Here is a 17,653-nt window from a genome sequence, read left to right as displayed (position 1 = left end):
CTGTTGTCCCCCGCTTCGCGCACGCGTCCGACAGCAGCGGGTTAAACGACAAGCTTAGAGACATCGGAGGAACCCTCACATATGAGAGTCGGGATCACCGGACACCGCGGCCTGTCCGATGAGGTCGAACGGCAGGTGCGTGCTCTGTTCACCGAGGCGGTCGCGTCGTACGGAGCCACGGACCTGGTTGGCGTCAGCTGCATCGCCGACGGCCCCGACACCTGGTTCGCCCAGACGGTGCTCGATCACGGTGGGCAGATTGAGGTCGTCCTGCCGGCCGAGCAGTATCGCGCGGACCTGCCCGACTGGCATCACCCCACCTACGACGAACTCCTCCGCCGAGCCGTGAAGATCCACCGCACCGGGCTCGACACCTCCGGCTCCCACGCCCACATGGCGGGCAGTGAACTCCTCGTCGACCAGGTCGGCGAACTTCTCGCCGTCTGGGACGGCCAACCCGCGCGCGGCCACGGCGGCACAGCCGACGTCGTCACCTATGCGCGTCACAAGGGCGTACCGGTGAGGGTGCTCTGGCCCGAAGGCGCCACCCGCGACTGACGACCACCGCCCACCAGCGCGCTGCTTGTCCATAGGGCCCTGCGGCCTCGGGCTTAGGGCCCACGACCAGATCGTCGTCGCCACGGGCCGCATCGCCTACGCTGACGAAGCCGTCCGCTGTGCCGGTCGCATGAGGCTGGTGCCACGGCCTCGGTAACTGCGCGGCTGGGCCCGCCTTCTCGCTGATGATGCTGGGCGGGTGGGGAGGTCGTTCGTGGCGCCGACGAGGCAGCGCGGCGCAGCGTGTGGGGGCGAGGCGCCGGTTTCCCGGGCGACGTATCGCGGGTCAGCTCCGTCGGCTACAGCGCGGGCGGGGGGTCGGTGTGGTCGTCTACGCCGAGGATGAGCACGTGGTGGCCGACGGCCTCGGTGAGGCCGGCGGTGACCTTCTCGATGTCGAGGCGCAGCCGGATGCGCCCGGCGCCTTCGCCGTTGGCCGCGAGGTCGCGTTCAGCTCGTCGTGGAGGTGGTCCAGGGCGGCCTCGGCCGCGGGGTAGTCGGCCAGGTCCCGGGCGAGGAACTGCTGGGTGGCGGTGTCGCGGAGCTGATAGCTGGGCATCGGGGTTCGTCCTTCGGCTGGTGAGGTGATCAGGTGGTCGGGTCGGTGAGCAGGGTGCGCGCTGCGTTCACGGCGCGCGACCAGACGTCGGGGCTGCCTCCGTGCTTGCGGGCGAGGGAGGCAGCGAGTCCCGGATGTCGCCGCGCTCACGCAGGGCGGCCAGAGCGATGTCCGCCGGTCGGCTTCCGGGCGGGACCGCGCGGCCGCGGGGAGATGCTCGAGGGCGTTGCGTACGACGTACTCCCAGGACCTCTACGCTGTGACGCCGCCGTTGTCGGCGGCCAGCGGGATCTCGCTGGCCGGCAGGCTGGTGAAAATGCGGCGTAGTCCCTGACCCGCGGCCCCCGCGTGATCGTCACCGGCAGGCAGCGCACCTTCAACGACAAAGAGGGGCAGCGCCGCATCACCCTCGAGATCGATGCCGAGGATGTCGCCGTTTCCCTCACCGATGCGACGGCTCAGGCCACCAAGCCTTCCGCACTGCCCAGACCACCCAGACCCCGACCCCGGCTCCCGTGTCCGCGGCGCCCCCGGGCAGGGACTGGGCCGCGATCCTCACCCGTTCGGAGCGGGGTTTCGGCACTGGCCCAATCGGTCGACGTCTCGTCGGTAGTGTGGTCGTATGTCCCGCAAGCGCCGCCCAACTCCGCAACGCACGGCCCCCGTCGAGCGGAATCCCGCCCTGGAAGCGGAGGGGCTGGAAGCGCTGGCCCGGGAATACCCCGAAGAACGCGAGGAAATCCTCCTCGACGCAGCCGCCGGCTGGAGCGACGCCGGTCGGCACGACCGCGCTCTCGCCCTCTACCAGCAGTTGCTGGATACGGGCTGCGAAGAGCCGCACCTGATCGAGGCATACCGGATCAACACCCTGTGGGAAGCCGGCCGGACCGATGAGGCCCGTGACGCGGCCGCACAGCTGCGACGCCAGCACCCCACCGATGCCGGGGCCTGGAACTTCGTCGCCGAGGCCTTCGAAACCGCTGGCGAATTCCAGGACGCCGCAGACTGGTTCACCGCCGGCCTCACCCATCTCCTTGGCCCCGTCACACCTCTCACCCGCACCGCTATCGAGGACTCTCCCGACCCCAGTGGGATTGAGATGCTTGCCATCGGCCGCCACCGGGTCCGGCGTCGGCATGGCCAGCCGCACGACGACCTCGACCGTCTCGCCGATGAACTCCACGTGCACCGTCCGGCTCTCCTCCGCGGACCCGGCACTCTGGACGATCTGCACGATCCAGATCACCTCAGGGCCGCCGAGAGCGGCGACCCCGACGTCCTGCGCGCCTCGATCGAGAAACTCACCGCCGAGGCCGCCGCACGCCGCGCCGCCCTCTCCAGGCCCCGCATGACCTGCGCACTGTTCTGGCCCGAGCCCGAGTTCACCCAACTCCTCGCCCGGTGGCCCGTGCTGGCAGATGCTTACGGGGCCGATCACCACGATCACATCCGCCACGTCGAGGAAATCCTGCTCCGCCTGTCCGAGGAAGGCGAACCGCATCTGGGCATCGCCCAGGGCAGCGTGAGCGACTTCGAGGAATTCATCCGTAACGAGGCCCTCTCCCCGCAGGACGGGGACACCCGGGCCGAGTACGCCGCCGACCTTGCGGCCCGGGGCCAGGCCCGAACATGGCCCCCGCCCCGCAACGGCCCCTGCTGGTGCGGCTCTTCCCGCAAGTACAAGAAATGCTGCGGCAACCCCGCCCTGACCTGACCAAAAGCAGAAGGCATCGCTCACCCAACTCGCGACCGAGCCAACACTGACACGCCGTGCTCTGGGTTGAGATCCGCAGTAGCACCGTCGGCCTCCACGTCGTTCCTCAACTGATCGCCGTGAAGTTCCCCTGCACGTGCGCCAGCCCGACGGCGCCCGCATCCACGACCTCCTCACCCAAGGACGCAAGCCGGGCGAGATCATCCCGCTGGCCACCCTCACCCACGAACTGGGCGGAGGCGCCGACTGGCCGACCGTCGGCGACTGGGAGCGCGTCACCACCGACCTGCTGCAGCTCGTCCGCTCCGGGGACTGCGATGCCCTCAGCCTCGGCCTGCCCGAGATCGCGCGCGCCCTCGTCTGCACCGGCCCGCACAGCCACGTGCGCGCCTACGACGCCGCAGCCGACGACTTCATCGCATACGGGCCCACTGAGCGCGCCGCCGTGCTGGCCGAGGTCGACGCGTTCCTCGCCGGCCTCGTGGCCGAACAGGATCTATGGCCCGGCGACGGCCTGCTCGCCCCGCTCACCCGACCCGCCTGAACAGACCCCGAGTTGGTTCGGCTCATGCAGCGCGGACGAAGGCCGACGAACAACCTGCCAACCAGCCACGGCGAGGCTTGACAACAGGCTGTCACACGGCGCGGCGCCCTAGGCTGGCCTCAGGGATGAGAAGTGGCTCCACTTGGGAACTTGGGTTCTATAGGTCGTTGCAACACCTGCCCTGAGGGATGTTGCGATGACCCAGCCGCGCCGGAAGCCCAAGAAGCCTGGACCTGCCCCGCTCGCCGAGCGGCTCGGGCAAGCCCCTGTGCCCGTCTCAGCGAAAACCGTTTCCGTGAGCTGGCTCGACTGCGTCAGCATGTGCAGGAGTGGTGATCGTGAGGCGCCGTGGAGGCAGCTGGTGGATGCGAGGCCCGAGCCGAGGCTGATCTTGCTGTGCGGGCTTCCTGGCGCCGGGAAGACGACGCTGGCCAAACGTCTGGCGAGTGCGATGCCGGCGGTGCGCTTGTGCCCGGACGAGTGGATGGCGGATCTCTGCGTTGACCTGTTTGACGAAGGAATACGTGACCGCCTTGAGAGGCGATTCTGGGAACATGCCCAGGAGCTGTTGAAGCTCGGACAGGCTGTGATCTTGGAGTTCGGCTTCTGGGCGCGTTCGGAGCGGGATGAGAAGCGTCTCGGGGCGCGTGCTCTCGGCGTTCCTGTGGAACTGCACTACCTCTCGGCGTCCATCGATGAACTGTGTCGCCGTCTCGAAGCCCGCAACGCGGCGGGTGGGAGTGGGGCAGCCCCGATCACCCGCGAGATGCTCGAGGAGTACGTGAAGCTCTTTGAGGCCCCCAGCGATGACGAACTCGGTCTCTTCGATGAACCGCCTCCGGGTCGGCGTGGGTGACTGGGCTTGCTGGTGCGGGTCCGGCCGAGCCGTAGGGTCGGCTGAGCCAAGGTCGCATCCTCCTGGCGGGGAGGCCAGCTGGGGGTTTGCCGTTGTGCCCTGCTCTGGGCGAGGCGGTAGGTGAGGATGATCCTTTGGAGTGGACACCCCGACAATGGATCGTGATGGTCCGGGTGGGACACAGGTCTCCGTATCCGGAGGAGTTTCGGAGGGACGCCGTCGCGCTCTACCGCGCCGCGGCCGGGAAGCGGACGTATGCGGCGGTGGCCGCGGATCTCGGCATCACCGCGGAGTCGCTGCGGACCTGGGTGCGCAAGGACGAGGCCCAGACCGCGCCCGTGGGCCGCGACGGCAGCGTGAGCCCGGAGGAGGAGCCGGCCCGGCTGCGGGCCGAGAACGCCCGGCTGCTCGAGGCCGGGCAGGAGTGGCAGCTGGAGCGCGAGATCCAGCGCCGGACAGCGGCCCATTTCGCCCGGGAGGTGAAGTGAGCCCCTGCCGCTGGGACTTCATCTCCGAGAACCGCGCCGGCTTCGGCGTCAAGCGGATCTGCCGGGTGTTCGGGGCGTCCCGCTCCGACTGCTGCCGGCACCTGGCCACCGAGCAGGCCCGAACCGGGCGCCGGGCCGAGGAGAAGCAGACCGTGAGCGGGATCCGCGCCGTCCATGCCGGACACCAGGGGGCGTAGGGGGCTCCGCGCGTGCATGGCGAATTGCGTGCGAGGGGACGGGGGATCAACCGCAAGCGCGTCGCCCGGCTGATGCGGATCAACCACATCGTCGGCCGGCACCTGCGGGAAAAGAAGCGGACGACGATCGCGGACAGGACCGCGCCGCCCGCGCCGGACCTGGTGATGCGCGGCTTCACCGCGGACACCTTGAACACCAAATGGTGCGGCGACATCACTTGCACAGCCGTCGGCGCGACGTGGCTCTGTCCCGCCACGGTGATCGACATCTGTTCGCGGCGGGTGGTGGGCTGGTCGATCGCCGACCACAGGCGCACCTCGCTGGTCACCGACGCGATCGAGATGGCCGTGGCCGCCCGCGGCGGCCGCCTTCGCGGCGTCGTCTTCCACACGGACAGGGGCGCCCGATACAGCGCGGCCGCCTTCGCCGAGGTGTGCCGCCGGCACGGCATCCGGCGCAGCATGGGCCGGGTCGGCTCGAGCTATGACTGTGCCCTGGCCGAGTCGTTCTTCCAGGGCCTCAAGCGCGAGTTGCTCCACGGCAGACGCTGGACCTCGAAGACACAGACTCGGCTGGAGCTGTTCCGCTGGCTGTCGTACTACAACCGGCGCCGTCGGCATTCCGCGCTCGGCTGCCTCACACCGGCCGAGTTCGAACAGCAACTCATCACGTCACGTACGCTGTCACTCGTCGCATGAAACCCGGTGTCCACTCCCGACGTTCAGCCTCAGATCTTCATTGGGCGGGACGCTGGTCGGCGCCGGCGAGAGCGGCCTCCAGCTTGCGGGAGAGCGCCGACTTCCCGATGCCGCCCACGCCGTGGAAGACCAGCACGTTGCGGCGCGGGGCTTCCAGATCTTCGACGTCGAAGCCCGGATCGGCGGCTTCACGACCCGGCTGCCGGAGGTCGGACGTACGGCCAGGGAAGCGCGGGAGGCTCAGGTTGGACGTACGGCCATGGAACGGCGGGAGGCTCCCCGCGGTAGACCCACTGGGTGAGTTCTTCCCACTGGCGCCGTTCCGCGATCAGATCGGCCGGCAGGGTGAGCTTCATGGCCAGCAGGACCTCGTGCCGGTAGAGGTCGAAGCCGACGCGGATGCAGGAGGCGTACCATCCGGCCTGGGCGAGCGCGGCCCGGTAGGCCAGCACGGCGATCGCCAAGGACGCCCCGGCATAGAGGAGCCCGCCCGCCCAGTGGCCGGAGAACACCAGCAGGGCGGCCCCGGCCGTTCCTCCCGCGGAGAGGGCGAGGCTGAAGCTGGTCAGCGCGATGAGCGGCAGCAGCGCCTCGTCGATCTGGTCACGGAAGGTCTGGGCGAAGACCGGGACGAACCGTGGCCACCACACCACCGCGTCGATCCGGTACCGCAGATAGGAATACTCCTCGGCTGCGGTGAGGAGATTGCCCAGGCGGGTGGGCCGGATCAGCTCCCGGTTGCGGGGGTAGTCGCGCAGCGATACTGCTTCGGACTTGCGTTCTCTGCGGGCTGTCTGCCTTTTCCGCCCCCACTGCTTGATCGGGCCGGGCCAGGGGTAACCCTCGAACAGCCGGATGACGGGCGCGACATGGAGCAGGAATGCGACCAGCGTCACCGCGGCGATCGCGACGGCGCCCAGCCAGAGCTGGGCTGGCGCGCCGAAGCCCTCCCACTGCTTGACGGTTTTCCGCCAGCCGTGGGCGAGTGCGTAGGCGGTGCTGAGCAGAAGCGACCCGCACAGGGCCGGAAACCAGCTGCCCAGCAGGAATCTGCGGTCCAGCAGGCTTCCGAACCGGTTGATGAAGGCGCCGTACACGTCACTCCTCCGGGAGGAAGGCCGTCATCACCCGGCCGTCGACTGGGCAGCGGGCCTTGAGGTCGGTGGTCCACACCTCGATCTGCGGGGCGCTGAAGACATGATCGTCCGGTTCTGCCGGGCAGCGGAAGGCTAGCCCGCTGCCGGGCGCGACGGGATCGCCGGACAGCCCGTGCCGGGTTCCGCCGAGGTGGTCGAGTGAAGGCGGGATGATGCGCTCGCGCGCCACCACCCCGCCGGTCTCGGTCACCAGCCACCGCATCGTCGGATGCTCGAGCAGGACCCGGAAGGCGCGGTCCAGCGGAAGACTGCCTGGCACGAGCAGCGCGGCCTGTGGGGACTCCGCCGCGTACTCGCTCGCGACGACGCCGTGGACCAGGCCGCAGGCCGGGTCGCCGATCAGCACGAGACCGGTGGCGGACACGCCTTCGGTCTCGTCGGACAGCACCGCGTCCGCGCGAGTGCACACGTCAGCCACGGTCAGCGGAGAGTCCATGTGTCATCCCGAAGTGAGTACGTAAGGGGCCCAGTAGAGTGGATGGGAGAACGGGCGGATCTGCCGGTGCAATGAGTCGGACGGCGCCGGGTCGCCCAGTTCCGCGGCGGTGTCTGCGGCGGTCAGCGAGCGCACCCAGCTCTGGGCCAAGCCCAGTGACCGGGTGGGCGGCAGGCCGTCGAGGAGGTGATGCCGGTAGAACCGCGCGACGAGCAGCGTGGTGGCCAGATCGTCCACCAGCCACAGGGTCCCCAGGATGGCTCGCGCCCCCGCCATGAGGAATCCGGTGGCGAGCGAGACCGGCTCGTCCTCGAAAGGGCCGCCGGCCGCCACGGCGCTCTGGCAGGAGGTCAGCGTCACCAGGGAGACCCCCTCGAGCAGCCTGGAGTCCAGCAGGTGGCGCAGCGTGACCGGACCGTCGGCGAGCTCGATACCCGAGTCGAAGGCCTGGAGCTGGTCCAGCCAGCCGTGGCAGGCGAAGTCCACATGGCTGGCATCGCGCACCGCGGTCTCAAACGCCTCCCGCGTCGCCTCGTACTCGGCCACCGTCCGCACGGGCATCCCGCTCCTGCGGGCGGCGTCGGTGATCCGGGCCTGCTGGACCGCGGCGAACCTGAGCGGTCTGGGATGGGGCATCGGGTCGCTGACGGTGAGCAAGCGTGTCCGCAGCGGGCTCGCTGACCGGGCGCGCAGTGATCTCAGGACCGCAGCGGACGGGATATAGGAGACGTCGAACTCCTCTCCCAGAGCAACGGCGTCGTCGGCACAGGAGGGACAGGCATGCAGGGGGAAATGCCCGAGAACGCCGCAGGACACCAGAAGGACGCGGCTGATCCCGGAGGCGCGGAGCATCGAGGCCAGCGGGACGCAGATCCGCTCGGCGGCAAGGGGAAAGGCCGCTTCCAGCGCCCGGGCGAGGTGCTTCACGAAGCCGTCGCCGCCGATCTGCTGGCCGACACCCTGGTTCGGCAGCCAGAGCGAGACGTCGAAGAAGGCCTCGACCCCGGATTGGACCAATGCGTCTGCACCGTCCCGTCCGGCAGGACCAGGAGCAGCAGCTGCCTGTCTGTTCCTTCGCCCTCATCGCACAGCACGTAGGCCAGGGCCTCGTCAGGGCCGAGCAGCCCAGAGATCTCCTGGAGGGATAGCGGTCCGACCGTCATGTCCAGGCCGGTTGCGGCCCTGATGCGGTCGAGGACGGCGCTGTACCTGGCCCGGGCGGTGATCGCGGCGTCTCTGGCGCGTAGCCAGGTCTCGACGTCCGGGATGGAGGCGCGTGGGCCGATGAGGCTCCCGGTGAGCGTCGACCGGTCCATGCCCATGAGACTCTGCAGCGAGGCGGCCGTGGCCCGGTACTCCTCAAGGAGACCTGGATCGTGCCGGGCCAGCGCGTCGGCGAGTGCGGTCTCGAGCTCGGGGAAGCCGCCCATCCGTCCCTCGTCGAGGCTTTCGACCGCGAGCGCCAGCAGTCGAGGGCCGTCATCATCCCCCGCATGTTCGGCGGCCCGAGCGAAGCACAGGCACGCCTGCTCCGCGATGTTCCCGCCGAAGTGTCTGCGGGCCAGGTCACGGTCGGTGGGGAGGGTCACCACGCTCATCGCCCACCGCCGCGCCCTGACGGCGTCGCGGTAGGCGTGCCCGGCGCGTTCCGGCTCGCCCTGGCGGAGAAGGGCGTGACCCAGCAGTTCTGCCGCCTTTCCGAAGTCGAACGGGTACTCGGTCATCGGCCTGATCCGCTGCGCGGTTATCGCGGCCCTGACGGTCCTGCGGTCGGCCGGACCGTAGGCGCGGGCCAGCTGGCGCTGGGCGTCCGCGAACTCCTCGGCCAGACCGAGCCTGGCGTAGCCAGCCCTGGCCCGGGCCAAGGGGGCGATCGCGTCTTCGCGATTTCCGTAGGCCAGATGCGCCGCGCCCACCAGATTCTCGATCCTCGTGATCCCCCGGCGATCGTCCGGCTGGATCGCGGCGCCGGCCTCTTCCAGCAGGCCTAGGACCTCGGCCAGACGCTCCTGATCGTCGTCGCCTCCGGGAGCTGCGTGTTCCAGGATCGATGCGGCCATCGCGTAGTGCACGCTCGCCCAGAGCGTTGCGTCCTTCTCCTTCGTGAAGGACGCGAGCGCCTCTCGGTAGAACTTCATGGCCTTGCGCGCGTCGGCGTCCCTGTGGCCGAAAGGACGCCACGTGTGTGCCATGCCCAGCGCTTCGAGGATCCGGGCCCGACTCACAGGCTGCTCCGCCAGTGCCAGCGCCTTGGTCAGGACGCTGATGGCCTTCTCGTGGTCCTCGCCCTGGTGCGTTCCGCCGCGCTCGAGCAGGATCCTAGCCAGCAGGAAGGCCTCGTCGGCCCAGCGTTGCGGCTCGTTCTCCGCGGACGTGAACTCGAGCGCGGCGCTCTGGTGGGCCACGGCGGCGGTGTGAGCCGACGAGTCGGCGGGAGCAAGCCGGAGGTGCACTGCCGCGAGGGCGCTGTGTGCGTCCCTGCGATCAATCTTCGCCGTGCCCTCCAGCGCCTCCTGCAGGGCGGCCTTGCTCGCGGCGAGGTCGGCCTGATCCGCGGTCTCCTCATGGCGGGCGAGGAGGGCACGGCCGAGACCGTGCATGATCCCCGGCCGCTCCACGGTTCCGGGCACGTAGTACTCGAGGGCGGCGTTGAAGTGCCCGACCGCTAGGTCGACGTCCTCCCTTCGTTCCGCCGACCGGTCCCGGAGGAGATAGCACCAGCCCAGGCTCTCCTGGGTCATCGCCCAGCGCCGCTCGTCCTGTTCACGCGTCCGAAGTTCGGCGGCCTCGGTGTGCAGGGTGAGAGCGGTTTCGAAATCCGCCCTGTTGCCGTCGCGCCGTCCCCGGCGGACGTGGGCGTTGGCGAGCCCGAACATGGAGATGCCCCACCGCTTGGGGCTCGCGGGGCGGGTGAAGACGGTCAGCGACGCCGCGTAACAGTCGATCGCCTCTTCCAGGCGGCCGAGTTCCGCCAGGGTGTTCGCCCGGCTGGTCATGATCAGGCCCCACATCTCGGGGTCCTCATGCTTCTCCCATCCCCGCAGGGCCGCCAGGGACAGGTCCAGGGCCTCCTTCACGTTGCGCTGCGGATCCCGGGCGAGGAGCACGTTCATGAGGGCCTGCTGCGCCTGCGCTCTCGGCTTGGTCGCCCCATGCCTGTCGGCCATCTCGATCGCCTCGCGCAGCAGGCTCTCGGCCCTCTCGAGGTTCTGTCCCTGGTCACCGGCCCGTCGCTGGTAGTACAGGACGCCCAGATTGCCGAGGGCCTGCGCGGCGACCGCGTCGTCCTGGTCCCCGAAGCGGTCGACCAGATGGGACAGGGCGGCGAGGCTGAACTCCGCTGGCAGTTCCGTGGCCTCGCCCACCTCTGCGGAGGACCGCCAGCGGCTGACCGCGGCGTCCGGCCCGACGTCCGCGCATTCGGAGAGGAACGCCGCCAGCACGTCCAAAAGGTAGGCCTCTCCTTCAGTGACATGCGGCCTGCAGCGGTCCAGATAGTCGAGGAACGCCTTGCCGAAGAGGTCGGGCCCCTCCCTGAGAATGATCAGCCAGGAGTTCCAGTCGCCGACGTCCGCCAGCTCGATCACCCGGTCTGCGAAGGGCACCCGCATGAGCAGCTCGAAGAGCCCTGCCTCGGCCGGTTCCGCCCCACGCAGCGCCTGGAGCGCGTCGGCCCGGTCCGCGAGCGCGACTGCCATCTCCGGTTCACCCCGGGCCAGAGCCTGCTGGATCAGCTCCGCGATCATCAGCTCGAACTCGGGGGTCAGCACTTCCGGGATCTGTTCCGCGAGCGCCGCGATCTCCTCGATCGACCCGACACTCAGGAGTCTCGCGACGAGCCGAAGCCGACGGGGGTCCATGACCTCACGATAATTCGCTTATGCGGCCTTGCGCGATCGAACGGCAGCAGTCGATCTCCTGGTCAGGGCCGAAATCGCTGGAGGGACCGGCGCCGAGTGCGACCGCGTTGGCCTCTTCCTCAATGGCGTCGGCGGTCTGCTGCAGGAAGTCGCTGCGCTCGCGGAACTTGTAGAGCCGGTGAACGCGGAGGTGCGTACCTTGGCACTGGAGTGCCGTGATGACCTGCTGAAGAGGGCTGTCGTGCTGAACTTGCTCGCGCTCGGGGCGTGATCACCGCGATGGTGATGGGCGTCGTGGTTTTTTTCACTGGGTGGGCGTCATCTGTTTTCACTGCTGTGGGGCGGGTTGTGGTGGGCGGTTGGTGTTGATGGTGTCGTCTGGTTGGTGAAGGGCGGTGTCGTTTCCCGGGTAGGGCGGATGACGCCTGTGTGGGCGGGAGTTGATGGATTCCGGGACCGGGGGAGTGCGGGTCTGGCTACGCTCGGTGCGTACCTTCGTTTGTAGGTGATCCGCGTCACGCTGGCGCGCCCGAATCGCGTACAGCCGCGATCGTCCACGCTGGGCGCGTCCTCTGGCCACGACTTGCCGAATGGCTTCGACCGGCGCCCCGCAGGTCGTCTTCCGGGTTCGCTGCACTGGCTTGTTGGGGTGTCCGGCCAGTGGGGCGGTGGGGGGATGCTGCGGGGGTCTTGGTTCTTGGCGGCGATATCGAGGCCATTTGCCTGGCGCCGGACCTGATCCCGTGCCGGGCTGCTGGCTGGCTGGCTCGGTGGGTGGTTCGACCGGTTGGATTGGAGGTGACGACGGTGTAGAGAGGCAATGGTCTTCTTGGCGCGGGACGGGCAGGCAGCTCCTGCAACTGGGGTGACGGGGCCCTTCACAAGGCTGCTCGCTGCCTACGACAGTTCGTTGTCGCCCCTGCTGTGGTCACGGACCCAGTTCTTGTGGGCATTCGACCCCTCGCGTCCGGGGAGATTTTCAGCACGGCTTCGTTGTCGATCTGTTCGAGGCTCGTGATCACGTAGGGAGATCCGGTCTTCACCGCTATCTGGATGCTGCCGTTGCTGTACTCGGTCACCCTCAGCGTTCGGCCGCCAGAGAGCGGGACGTCCTGCTTATCGATCTCTGATGGTTCCTCGTCTGCTGCAGCCATGATCGACTCCTCGTGTCCCTATTACTGGAAGGGCGTCACCCTACGCCAGCCGCACCAGCGCCCCGCCGTACCCCGGGCCGGGTAGCCTCCACCTTCCCAGTCAGCCTCGTCTCCCTCCTGCGCTCGCGGGTGCTTCATCGAGCGTGTGGAGGCAGTTGTTGCTCGGCGCGTTGCCCTGTGGCGGTGATGCGGGCGATGGTCCATCCGGGCTGGGGGCGGAGGTTTTGCAGCAGGCCGGGCAGGCGCTTGGCTTCGATGATGGTGACACCTCTGGTCTCGAGACGGCCGTGGGATGCGGGGATCCTGGCACCGTGGACGGCGATGACCGGGCGGACTGCGCAGCCCAGAGCGTGGGCGGCCTGCTGCGCCTCCCAGACGACGTTCTCCAGCGCGCGGGTCTGTGCGTAGCCGTCGCAGCGCAGGGTCCCGTCCTCGAGCGTGACCGTCGACCGTTTCGAGCGCCAGGCCTTGGTGTCGATATACGTGACGCCGGCGGGCCCGATGACCAGGTGGTCCAGGTTGGCCCGGGAATCGGGGATGGCCCGGTCGTGCAGGACTACGTAGCCGCGACGCTCGAGCCGGGCCAGTAGCCGGGCGGTTGCCTGCTCGCCGGCGGCTCCCTTCGCCCAGGAGCTTTGCGTGCGGCGGTAGATGCGCCATAGCTCGAACGTCACCAGGCCCAGCGCGGTGGCGAGCCCGACGTGCCAGTTGGTGTAGGACGCGCTGCCCGACCCGCTGACGGCAGCGAATGCCACGGTGATGGGCAATGTGTCTTTGGCGCGGCGGTGTTGCGCTTTTCGTTCGGCAGCGCGGGCCAGGTCGGCGATCTGCCGGGCACTGGCTCCGGCGCCAGGCCGAGGCCCAGGCGCTGTGGTCATGAACGTCCCTCCCCCCACTGGGTTGTTGGGGCCTGTACCGAGACCGTAGCGCCGCGCACTGACAAGACAGGATCCATCACTGCAAGCCCGTGAAGCAGGGCACGATGTGCGAGCCGTGCGCCAACCACGCGGGCCCGAGCGGCGCGCATCGATCGGCGTACGCCTGGAGGTGCTGGGCCGCGAAGGCAGCGGCATCCCAGTCTTCTGGCAGGACGTCCCCACCCGGCCATACGTACGTCCATGCGCGTTGGCCGGTGGAGAGCGTGACTTCCCGCAGCTCGTATTGGTCATCCTCGAACGCGTCGAGGATCTTCCACTCCTGGTTGCGTCCAGAGAAGTGGTGTATGGGTTCGACCTGATCCGGGGGTTTGCTCCGGCGTCGGAATGAAGCCCGCATAGACGAACGGCCACCGGCTGATCTTTCAAGACGACCAAGTCTTTGGAGGAGATCAGCACGATGACCGCACCTGATAGTGTGCCCCTGCCCGCCCTCGCGGAAGACAACCTGGCCGCGGCGAGTCCCGATCTGCTGCGCGCGATGGTGAAAACCTTCGCCGATGCGCTCATGTCCGCGGAGGCCGATGCCCTGTGCGGCGCCGAATACGGGCAGGTCAGCGACGAACGCGTCAACCATCGCAACGGCTACCGCTCGCGCGAGTGGGACACGAGGGCCGGCACCGTCGAGCTGGCCATCCCCAAGCTGCGCCAGGGCAGTTACTTCCCGCACTGGCTCCTCGAGCGGCGCCGCCGGGCCGAGCAGGCCCTCATCTCGGTGGTGGCCACCGCCTACCTGCTCGGTGTTTCCACCCGCCGGGTCGAGAAGCTCGCCGAGTCTCTCGGCGTGACCCAGCTGTCGAAGTCCCAGGTCTCCGCGATGGCCCGGCACCTGGACGAGCAGGTCGCGGCCTTCCGCAACCGGCCCCTGGACGCCGGGCCGTATGCGTTCGTCTGGGTGGACGCACTCACCCAGAAGGTCCGCGAGGGCGGCCGCATCATCAACGTCCACGCCTTGATCGCGGTCGGCGTCAACGCTGACGGGCACCGCGAGATCCTCGGCCTGGACGTGGCCACCGCCGAGGACGGCGCAGGCTGGCTCGCCTTCCTGCGCTCATTGATCGCCCGCGGCCTGGGCGGTGTCCAGCTGGTCATCTCCGACGCCCACGCCGGCCTGGTCGACGCCATCGGTGCGGTGCTGCCCGGCGCGTCCTGGCAGCGCTGCCGGACGCACTACGCCCGCAACCTGCTGAGCCAGGTTCCAAAATCGGCCCAGCCCTGGGTGGCCACACTGCTGCGGACCGTCTTCGAGCAGCCCGACACCGACGCGGTCCAAGCCCAGATGACACACGTACTGGACGCTCTGGAGGCCAAGTTCCCCAAAGCCGCAGCTCACTTGGACGCGGCCCAGCATGACCTGCTGGCGTTCACCGCGTTCCCACGTGAGATCTGGCGGCAGATCTGGTCGAACAACCCGCAGGAGCGGCTGAACAAGGAGATCCGCCGTCGCACGGACGTGGTCGGCATCTTCCCCGATCGCACCGCCGTGATCCGGCTCGTCGGTGCGGTGCTGGCCGAGCAGAACGACGAGTGGACCGAGGCCCGCCGCTACATGGGCCGCGAGCTCCTCGCCAAGGCCCGCCTCCACCCGATCGAGTCAGAATCAGACGAGACTGTCCTGCCCACCGAACTCACCGCATAACCTCAAAACGAGATCACCGAGTGGCCGTCGATACACCACTCCAGCGGACGTGGCCCCACTCCTCGTCGGTGAGGTCGGTCAGTAGTACGCCGGGTGCTTTGAGCCGCCGCGTGCGTACACAACGAGTCCGGGATAGATGCGGCCTGCGAGCGCGGCGGTGCGCCATCCGGGCGCGGAGACGGGAGAACGCGAGGGTATGCGCCCGAGCAGACCATCGAGGACGGCCCCGAACTGGAGCGTGCCGTAGACGAAGGGTTCCTTGGTACCGCCGGGAAAACCGATTCCGACGGAACCGGAGGTTACCGACACAATGGTCCCCACTCGTCGGTTCTCTACGGCTGGGACCAGTAGTCCTTCAGCATTTCGCCAGGCCAAGCGGGCTGGTGCACTTCACCGCGTGGCCCCATCTCCTCGAAGAAGGGAGCCAGGTCGTACACGGGAGTACCGTCGACGGCGTCGAGGTCGGTGACGTGGAGGTCCAGGCCGTCGACCTTGAGCAGCCGCGGGAAGCTGGTAGCGAGCTGGTTCGGCCGCCGGTGATTGCGGTGCGCGAACGTGCCTGACGGCTCCCACCGGGGGTCGTTGCGTGGGCTGCGCGCATGCAGAGCAACGTCGTCCGGGGATGCCTTGCTGAAGTGCCAGGTGACGATCAGGTGAGAGAACTCCTCAAGGCCGCGCACGACGTCGAACGGGAACTTTGGGTCGAGGCGGATAATGGACTCGACACCGCCCCAGTAGTCGTCTGCGACTTCCTTGCGGCCGCCAACCACAGTCCCGATGGGCTCGATCTGTAGCGTCATGGTGCTCCCCTCGTCCCTCAGCGTGACATGATCAATCTACGGTGCGCAGGTAGTCGGCCGCCCGGGTTTCGAGCTCGACAGCGATGGGTATGCCGCGGCGCCGGTATGGGGACAGAAGCTGCCGCATCTCCACCACGCGCTGCCGCGCCCGGCCGGAGTAGATGCCCTCCTCCATGGCGTCCAGGGCCCGAGACCACGTCGCGCATGCCTCCTCAACGTTGCCTGCCGATACCTGCATGGCTCCCAGGTATCCGAGCGTCACCGCGTGCGTTCGCTTGAAAGCGGCCCCTCGGGTCCGGACGCTGCGCCCGAACTGGCTGACCGCACCCTTCTTGTCGTTGAGGTCGCGCAGCGCGCAGGCAGTTTCGTGAGCCAACGACGCCTCGCCGAAGAAGAAGGTGCGGCTCGGCTCCTCGATGCCGTCGTGCGCGCTGCGCAGGTCATCCTCGGCACGCAGCAGCGTCCTGGCCGCCGCCTTCTCCTGCCCGGTCGCGGCGAGGCAGCGCGCGTGAACGACGCCCAGCAGCGCCCGCTCCCGTGGTGTTGCCGACCCGTAGCGCTGTCCGACGACCGAGGCGGAGGACAGCTCCAGCGCCTTGTTGAACAGGCCCAGATCGAGCGCCTGGTGCGCCATGGCGCGCAGGATGTGACCTGAGAGAGGGGCGTCTCCAGCGCGGGCAGCCAGTTTCAGCCCAAGCGCGAAGTACGGCTCGGCGACGTCGTGCTCACCGTTGTCGAATGCCATCCAGCCGGACAGGTACGTGGCTTCGGCAGCGGCCGAGTACATGTCGCGGCGTACCTGGTCGTTGGGGAATGTGCCCACCAGGTAACGGGCGACGTCGGACCGGAGGTACTCAACGAGGGCGGTCCGACCGTGACCACCACCGCGCCGCTGGTCCATACGCGAGAAGGCCAACGTCATCTCGCGCACGCTCTCTACATCACTACGGCCGAATCGCTGTCCCTTCCGCTCTGTGCACGGCGGTTCCTTCGCCATCTCGACCCACCAGGAGTCTGCCGGCAGGGCCAGGGCGGCAGCCGAGTACACGCCGCCCCGCAGCAGGCTGCGCCGGTTCGGATCCAAGTCAGTGCTCCCCAAGTTGTTCAGCGCGATCACTGGATCGACGCGCCAGTCCAGCGCTCCCCGCGCCGGAAAGTCGAGCGCTGTGAACCCGGCTTCAATCGTCGTGACGACGCGCTGCAGACGGCGGGACAGTGCCTCGCACATGATTATGGGTGCCTGCCCAGACGGCTCGTGACCGGCCACCCAGTGCTGGACGTGCTGCCGCGCGATATGGGTGTAGTCACTCAGGTTGTTCTCGTTCGCGACCCGCACGAAGGCGCTTGCCGCTTGAGCCCGTGACCAGCCTGCCTCTTTGAGTAAGGCATCGAACCGTTCGTTCCGCTCGCGCGCCATGATGCGCCCCCGCATTGCCGATGATCTTGAGTCACGTTCGTCGACCTGGTCTCGCGGTGTATGCCCGCACCGCGGCCGCCGTATCAACCTATGGTCCAAGTACAGGGCTTGTTCGAGGAACTGACTGAAAGTCACCTTCCGAGATCTAGCTGTCACGGCCGCGAAAACGATCTTGTGTCACGTTTGGCAGTCGCGTTCCTTGCTGCTGGTGCCCGAGACGGCTTCACCACGGTTCGCTTGTACGTACCCCACCAAGCGACTCGTGTACGGGGTGCCGACGGCTGAGCCACCCCCGTGGCGGTGCTCAACGTCGGCGCGACCCCGGCCGGAACGAGGGAGTTTCCTCATGCCCCCCAGAGGTGCCGGAGCGACGACAGCCGAACGGAAGCCTCGCGCGGCCCTCCGCCGCGACGGGGACGTGATGAACGAACGCTTCGGGGTCGCCCCCCGCGAGGGTGACGCCCCGCCCCGTGCAGAGGACGCACGCCGCGTAGGAATCATGCGCCGGGTCACCGCAGCACGACTCAGATACTGCGGCCTCGATGCGCTGATCGGCGACGTGATGACGATCGTCTCCGAACTGCTCACGAACGCGATCCTCCACAGTGGCACCACGCAGATCGGGTTGAAGGTGACCCTC

Annotated in this window: 15 protein-coding genes and 1 pseudogene; 7 read left to right on the top strand and 9 right to left on the bottom strand. The window is 68.5% G+C overall.

The features are described 5' to 3' along the window. Positions 1 to 81 precede the first annotated feature (81 nt). Positions 82 to 558, top strand: a complete 477-nt coding sequence (locus ACFV7R_RS45260) for a hypothetical protein (RefSeq protein WP_385276137.1) — start codon at positions 82 to 84, stop codon at positions 556 to 558. A gap of 331 nt (positions 559 to 889) precedes the next feature. On the opposite strand, the gene ACFV7R_RS45255 is transcribed toward ACFV7R_RS45260, so the two are convergent. After that, a complete protein-coding gene (locus tag ACFV7R_RS45255; RefSeq protein WP_385276134.1) occupies positions 890 to 1,117 on the bottom strand; it encodes a hypothetical protein in 228 nt (75 codons plus the stop codon). A gap of 622 nt (positions 1,118 to 1,739) precedes the next feature. Here ACFV7R_RS45255 and ACFV7R_RS45250 point away from each other — a divergent pair. The 4 genes and pseudogenes from ACFV7R_RS45250 (at position 1,740) to ACFV7R_RS45235 (ending at position 5,615) form a co-directional block, all read left to right on the top strand. After that, entirely contained in the window at positions 1,740 to 2,831 is a 1,092-nt protein-coding gene (locus ACFV7R_RS45250; RefSeq protein ID WP_385276131.1) for a tetratricopeptide repeat protein, read from the top strand. Between the two features lie 136 nt (positions 2,832 to 2,967). Then, on the top strand, positions 2,968 to 3,375 hold the full coding sequence (locus ACFV7R_RS45245) for a hypothetical protein (protein ID WP_385276128.1): 408 nt from the start codon (positions 2,968 to 2,970) through the stop codon (positions 3,373 to 3,375). A 196-nt stretch (positions 3,376 to 3,571) separates the two neighbouring features. After that, a complete protein-coding gene (locus ACFV7R_RS45240; RefSeq protein WP_385276125.1) occupies positions 3,572 to 4,231 on the top strand; it encodes an AAA family ATPase in 660 nt (219 codons plus the stop codon). A 173-nt stretch (positions 4,232 to 4,404) separates the two neighbouring features. Continuing rightward, positions 4,405 to 5,615: pseudogene (locus ACFV7R_RS45235) on the top strand (IS3 family transposase). Between the two features lie 188 nt (positions 5,616 to 5,803). Here the strand turns inward: ACFV7R_RS45235 and ACFV7R_RS45230 are convergent. The 4 genes from ACFV7R_RS45230 to ACFV7R_RS45215 are packed head-to-tail and all read right to left on the bottom strand — an operon-like array spanning position 5,804 to position 11,068. Beyond that, on the bottom strand, positions 5,804 to 6,712 hold the full coding sequence (locus ACFV7R_RS45230; protein WP_385276121.1) for a hypothetical protein: 909 nt from the start codon (positions 6,710 to 6,712) through the stop codon (positions 5,804 to 5,806). A gap of 1 nt (position 6,713) precedes the next feature. Then, positions 6,714 to 7,208: a hypothetical protein gene (locus ACFV7R_RS45225; protein WP_385276118.1), complete on the bottom strand. Its 495-nt coding sequence runs from the start codon at positions 7,206 to 7,208 to the stop codon at positions 6,714 to 6,716. Positions 7,209 to 7,211: 3 nt separating this feature from the next. Beyond that, entirely contained in the window at positions 7,212 to 8,225 is a 1,014-nt protein-coding gene (locus tag ACFV7R_RS45220) for a CHAT domain-containing protein (RefSeq protein WP_385276115.1), read from the bottom strand. Further along, complete coding sequence (locus ACFV7R_RS45215) at positions 8,132 to 11,068, bottom strand: hypothetical protein (RefSeq protein WP_385276112.1); 2,937 nt, start codon at positions 11,066 to 11,068, stop codon at positions 8,132 to 8,134. The genes ACFV7R_RS45220 and ACFV7R_RS45215 overlap by 94 nt, the downstream gene beginning before the upstream one ends. 28 nt (positions 11,069 to 11,096) lie before the next feature. On the opposite strand from ACFV7R_RS45215, the gene ACFV7R_RS45210 reads away from it, so the two are divergent. Beyond that, positions 11,097 to 11,339 carry a hypothetical protein gene (locus tag ACFV7R_RS45210; RefSeq protein WP_385276109.1) on the top strand — a complete coding sequence of 81 codons (243 nt, stop codon included), beginning with the start codon at positions 11,097 to 11,099 and terminating at the stop codon, positions 11,337 to 11,339. Between the two features lie 607 nt (positions 11,340 to 11,946). Here the strand turns inward: ACFV7R_RS45210 and ACFV7R_RS45205 are convergent. Beyond that, the gene (locus ACFV7R_RS45205) at positions 11,947 to 12,222 is read right to left on the bottom strand and encodes a hypothetical protein (protein WP_385276106.1); all 276 of its coding nucleotides are present in this window, start codon (positions 12,220 to 12,222) and stop codon (positions 11,947 to 11,949) included. Between the two features lie 134 nt (positions 12,223 to 12,356). Then, complete coding sequence (locus ACFV7R_RS45200) at positions 12,357 to 13,100, bottom strand: nuclease-related domain-containing protein (protein ID WP_385276103.1); 744 nt, start codon at positions 13,098 to 13,100, stop codon at positions 12,357 to 12,359. A 457-nt stretch (positions 13,101 to 13,557) separates the two neighbouring features. Here ACFV7R_RS45200 and ACFV7R_RS45195 point away from each other — a divergent pair, with 457 nt between their 5' ends. Then, positions 13,558 to 14,796, top strand: coding sequence for an IS256 family transposase (locus ACFV7R_RS45195; RefSeq protein ID WP_385276100.1), 1,239 nt, complete (start codon positions 13,558 to 13,560; stop codon positions 14,794 to 14,796). Between the two features lie 332 nt (positions 14,797 to 15,128). Here the strand turns inward: ACFV7R_RS45195 and ACFV7R_RS45190 are convergent, their stop codons facing one another. Both ACFV7R_RS45190 and ACFV7R_RS45185 read right to left on the bottom strand, forming a co-directional pair. Next, a complete protein-coding gene (locus ACFV7R_RS45190; RefSeq protein ID WP_385276097.1) occupies positions 15,129 to 15,596 on the bottom strand; it encodes an SAM-dependent methyltransferase in 468 nt (155 codons plus the stop codon). 31 nt (positions 15,597 to 15,627) lie between these two features. After that, positions 15,628 to 17,013, bottom strand: a complete 1,386-nt coding sequence (locus tag ACFV7R_RS45185) for a Tat pathway signal protein (protein ID WP_385276094.1) — start codon at positions 17,011 to 17,013, stop codon at positions 15,628 to 15,630. Positions 17,014 to 17,653: the final 640 nt, after the last annotated feature.

Origin of the sequence: Streptomyces sp. NPDC059866 (assembly GCF_042731325.1) — a bacterium.
GTDB classification, from domain to species: Bacteria; Actinomycetota; Actinomycetes; order Streptomycetales; family Streptomycetaceae; genus Streptomyces; species Streptomyces flavusporus.
Note: the sequence above shows the minus strand (reverse complement) of the source record. Positions and strands in the feature narration are given on the sequence as shown.

Excerpts from the sequence above, each read along its gene's own strand:
- ACFV7R_RS45260 (WP_385276137.1), top strand. The coding sequence starts at position 82 with ATGAGAGTCGGGATCACCGGACACCGCGGCCTGTCCGATGAGGTCGAA.
- ACFV7R_RS45250 (WP_385276131.1), top strand. The coding sequence starts at position 1,740 with ATGTCCCGCAAGCGCCGCCCAACTCCGCAACGCACGGCCCCCGTCGAG.
- ACFV7R_RS45225 (WP_385276118.1), bottom strand. The coding sequence starts at position 7,208 with ATGGACTCTCCGCTGACCGTGGCTGACGTGTGCACTCGCGCGGACGCG.
- ACFV7R_RS45215 (WP_385276112.1), bottom strand. The coding sequence starts at position 11,068 with ATGGACCCCCGTCGGCTTCGGCTCGTCGCGAGACTCCTGAGTGTCGGG.
- ACFV7R_RS45190 (WP_385276097.1), bottom strand. The coding sequence starts at position 15,596 with ATGACGCTACAGATCGAGCCCATCGGGACTGTGGTTGGCGGCCGCAAG.
- ACFV7R_RS45255 (WP_385276134.1), bottom strand. The coding sequence starts at position 1,117 with ATGCCCAGCTATCAGCTCCGCGACACCGCCACCCAGCAGTTCCTCGCC.
- ACFV7R_RS45205 (WP_385276106.1), bottom strand. The coding sequence starts at position 12,222 with ATGGCTGCAGCAGACGAGGAACCATCAGAGATCGATAAGCAGGACGTC.
- ACFV7R_RS45240 (WP_385276125.1), top strand. The coding sequence starts at position 3,572 with ATGACCCAGCCGCGCCGGAAGCCCAAGAAGCCTGGACCTGCCCCGCTC.
- ACFV7R_RS45200 (WP_385276103.1), bottom strand. The coding sequence starts at position 13,100 with ATGACCACAGCGCCTGGGCCTCGGCCTGGCGCCGGAGCCAGTGCCCGG.
- ACFV7R_RS45185 (WP_385276094.1), bottom strand. The coding sequence starts at position 17,013 with ATGGCGCGCGAGCGGAACGAACGGTTCGATGCCTTACTCAAAGAGGCA.
- ACFV7R_RS45195 (WP_385276100.1), top strand. The coding sequence starts at position 13,558 with ATGACCGCACCTGATAGTGTGCCCCTGCCCGCCCTCGCGGAAGACAAC.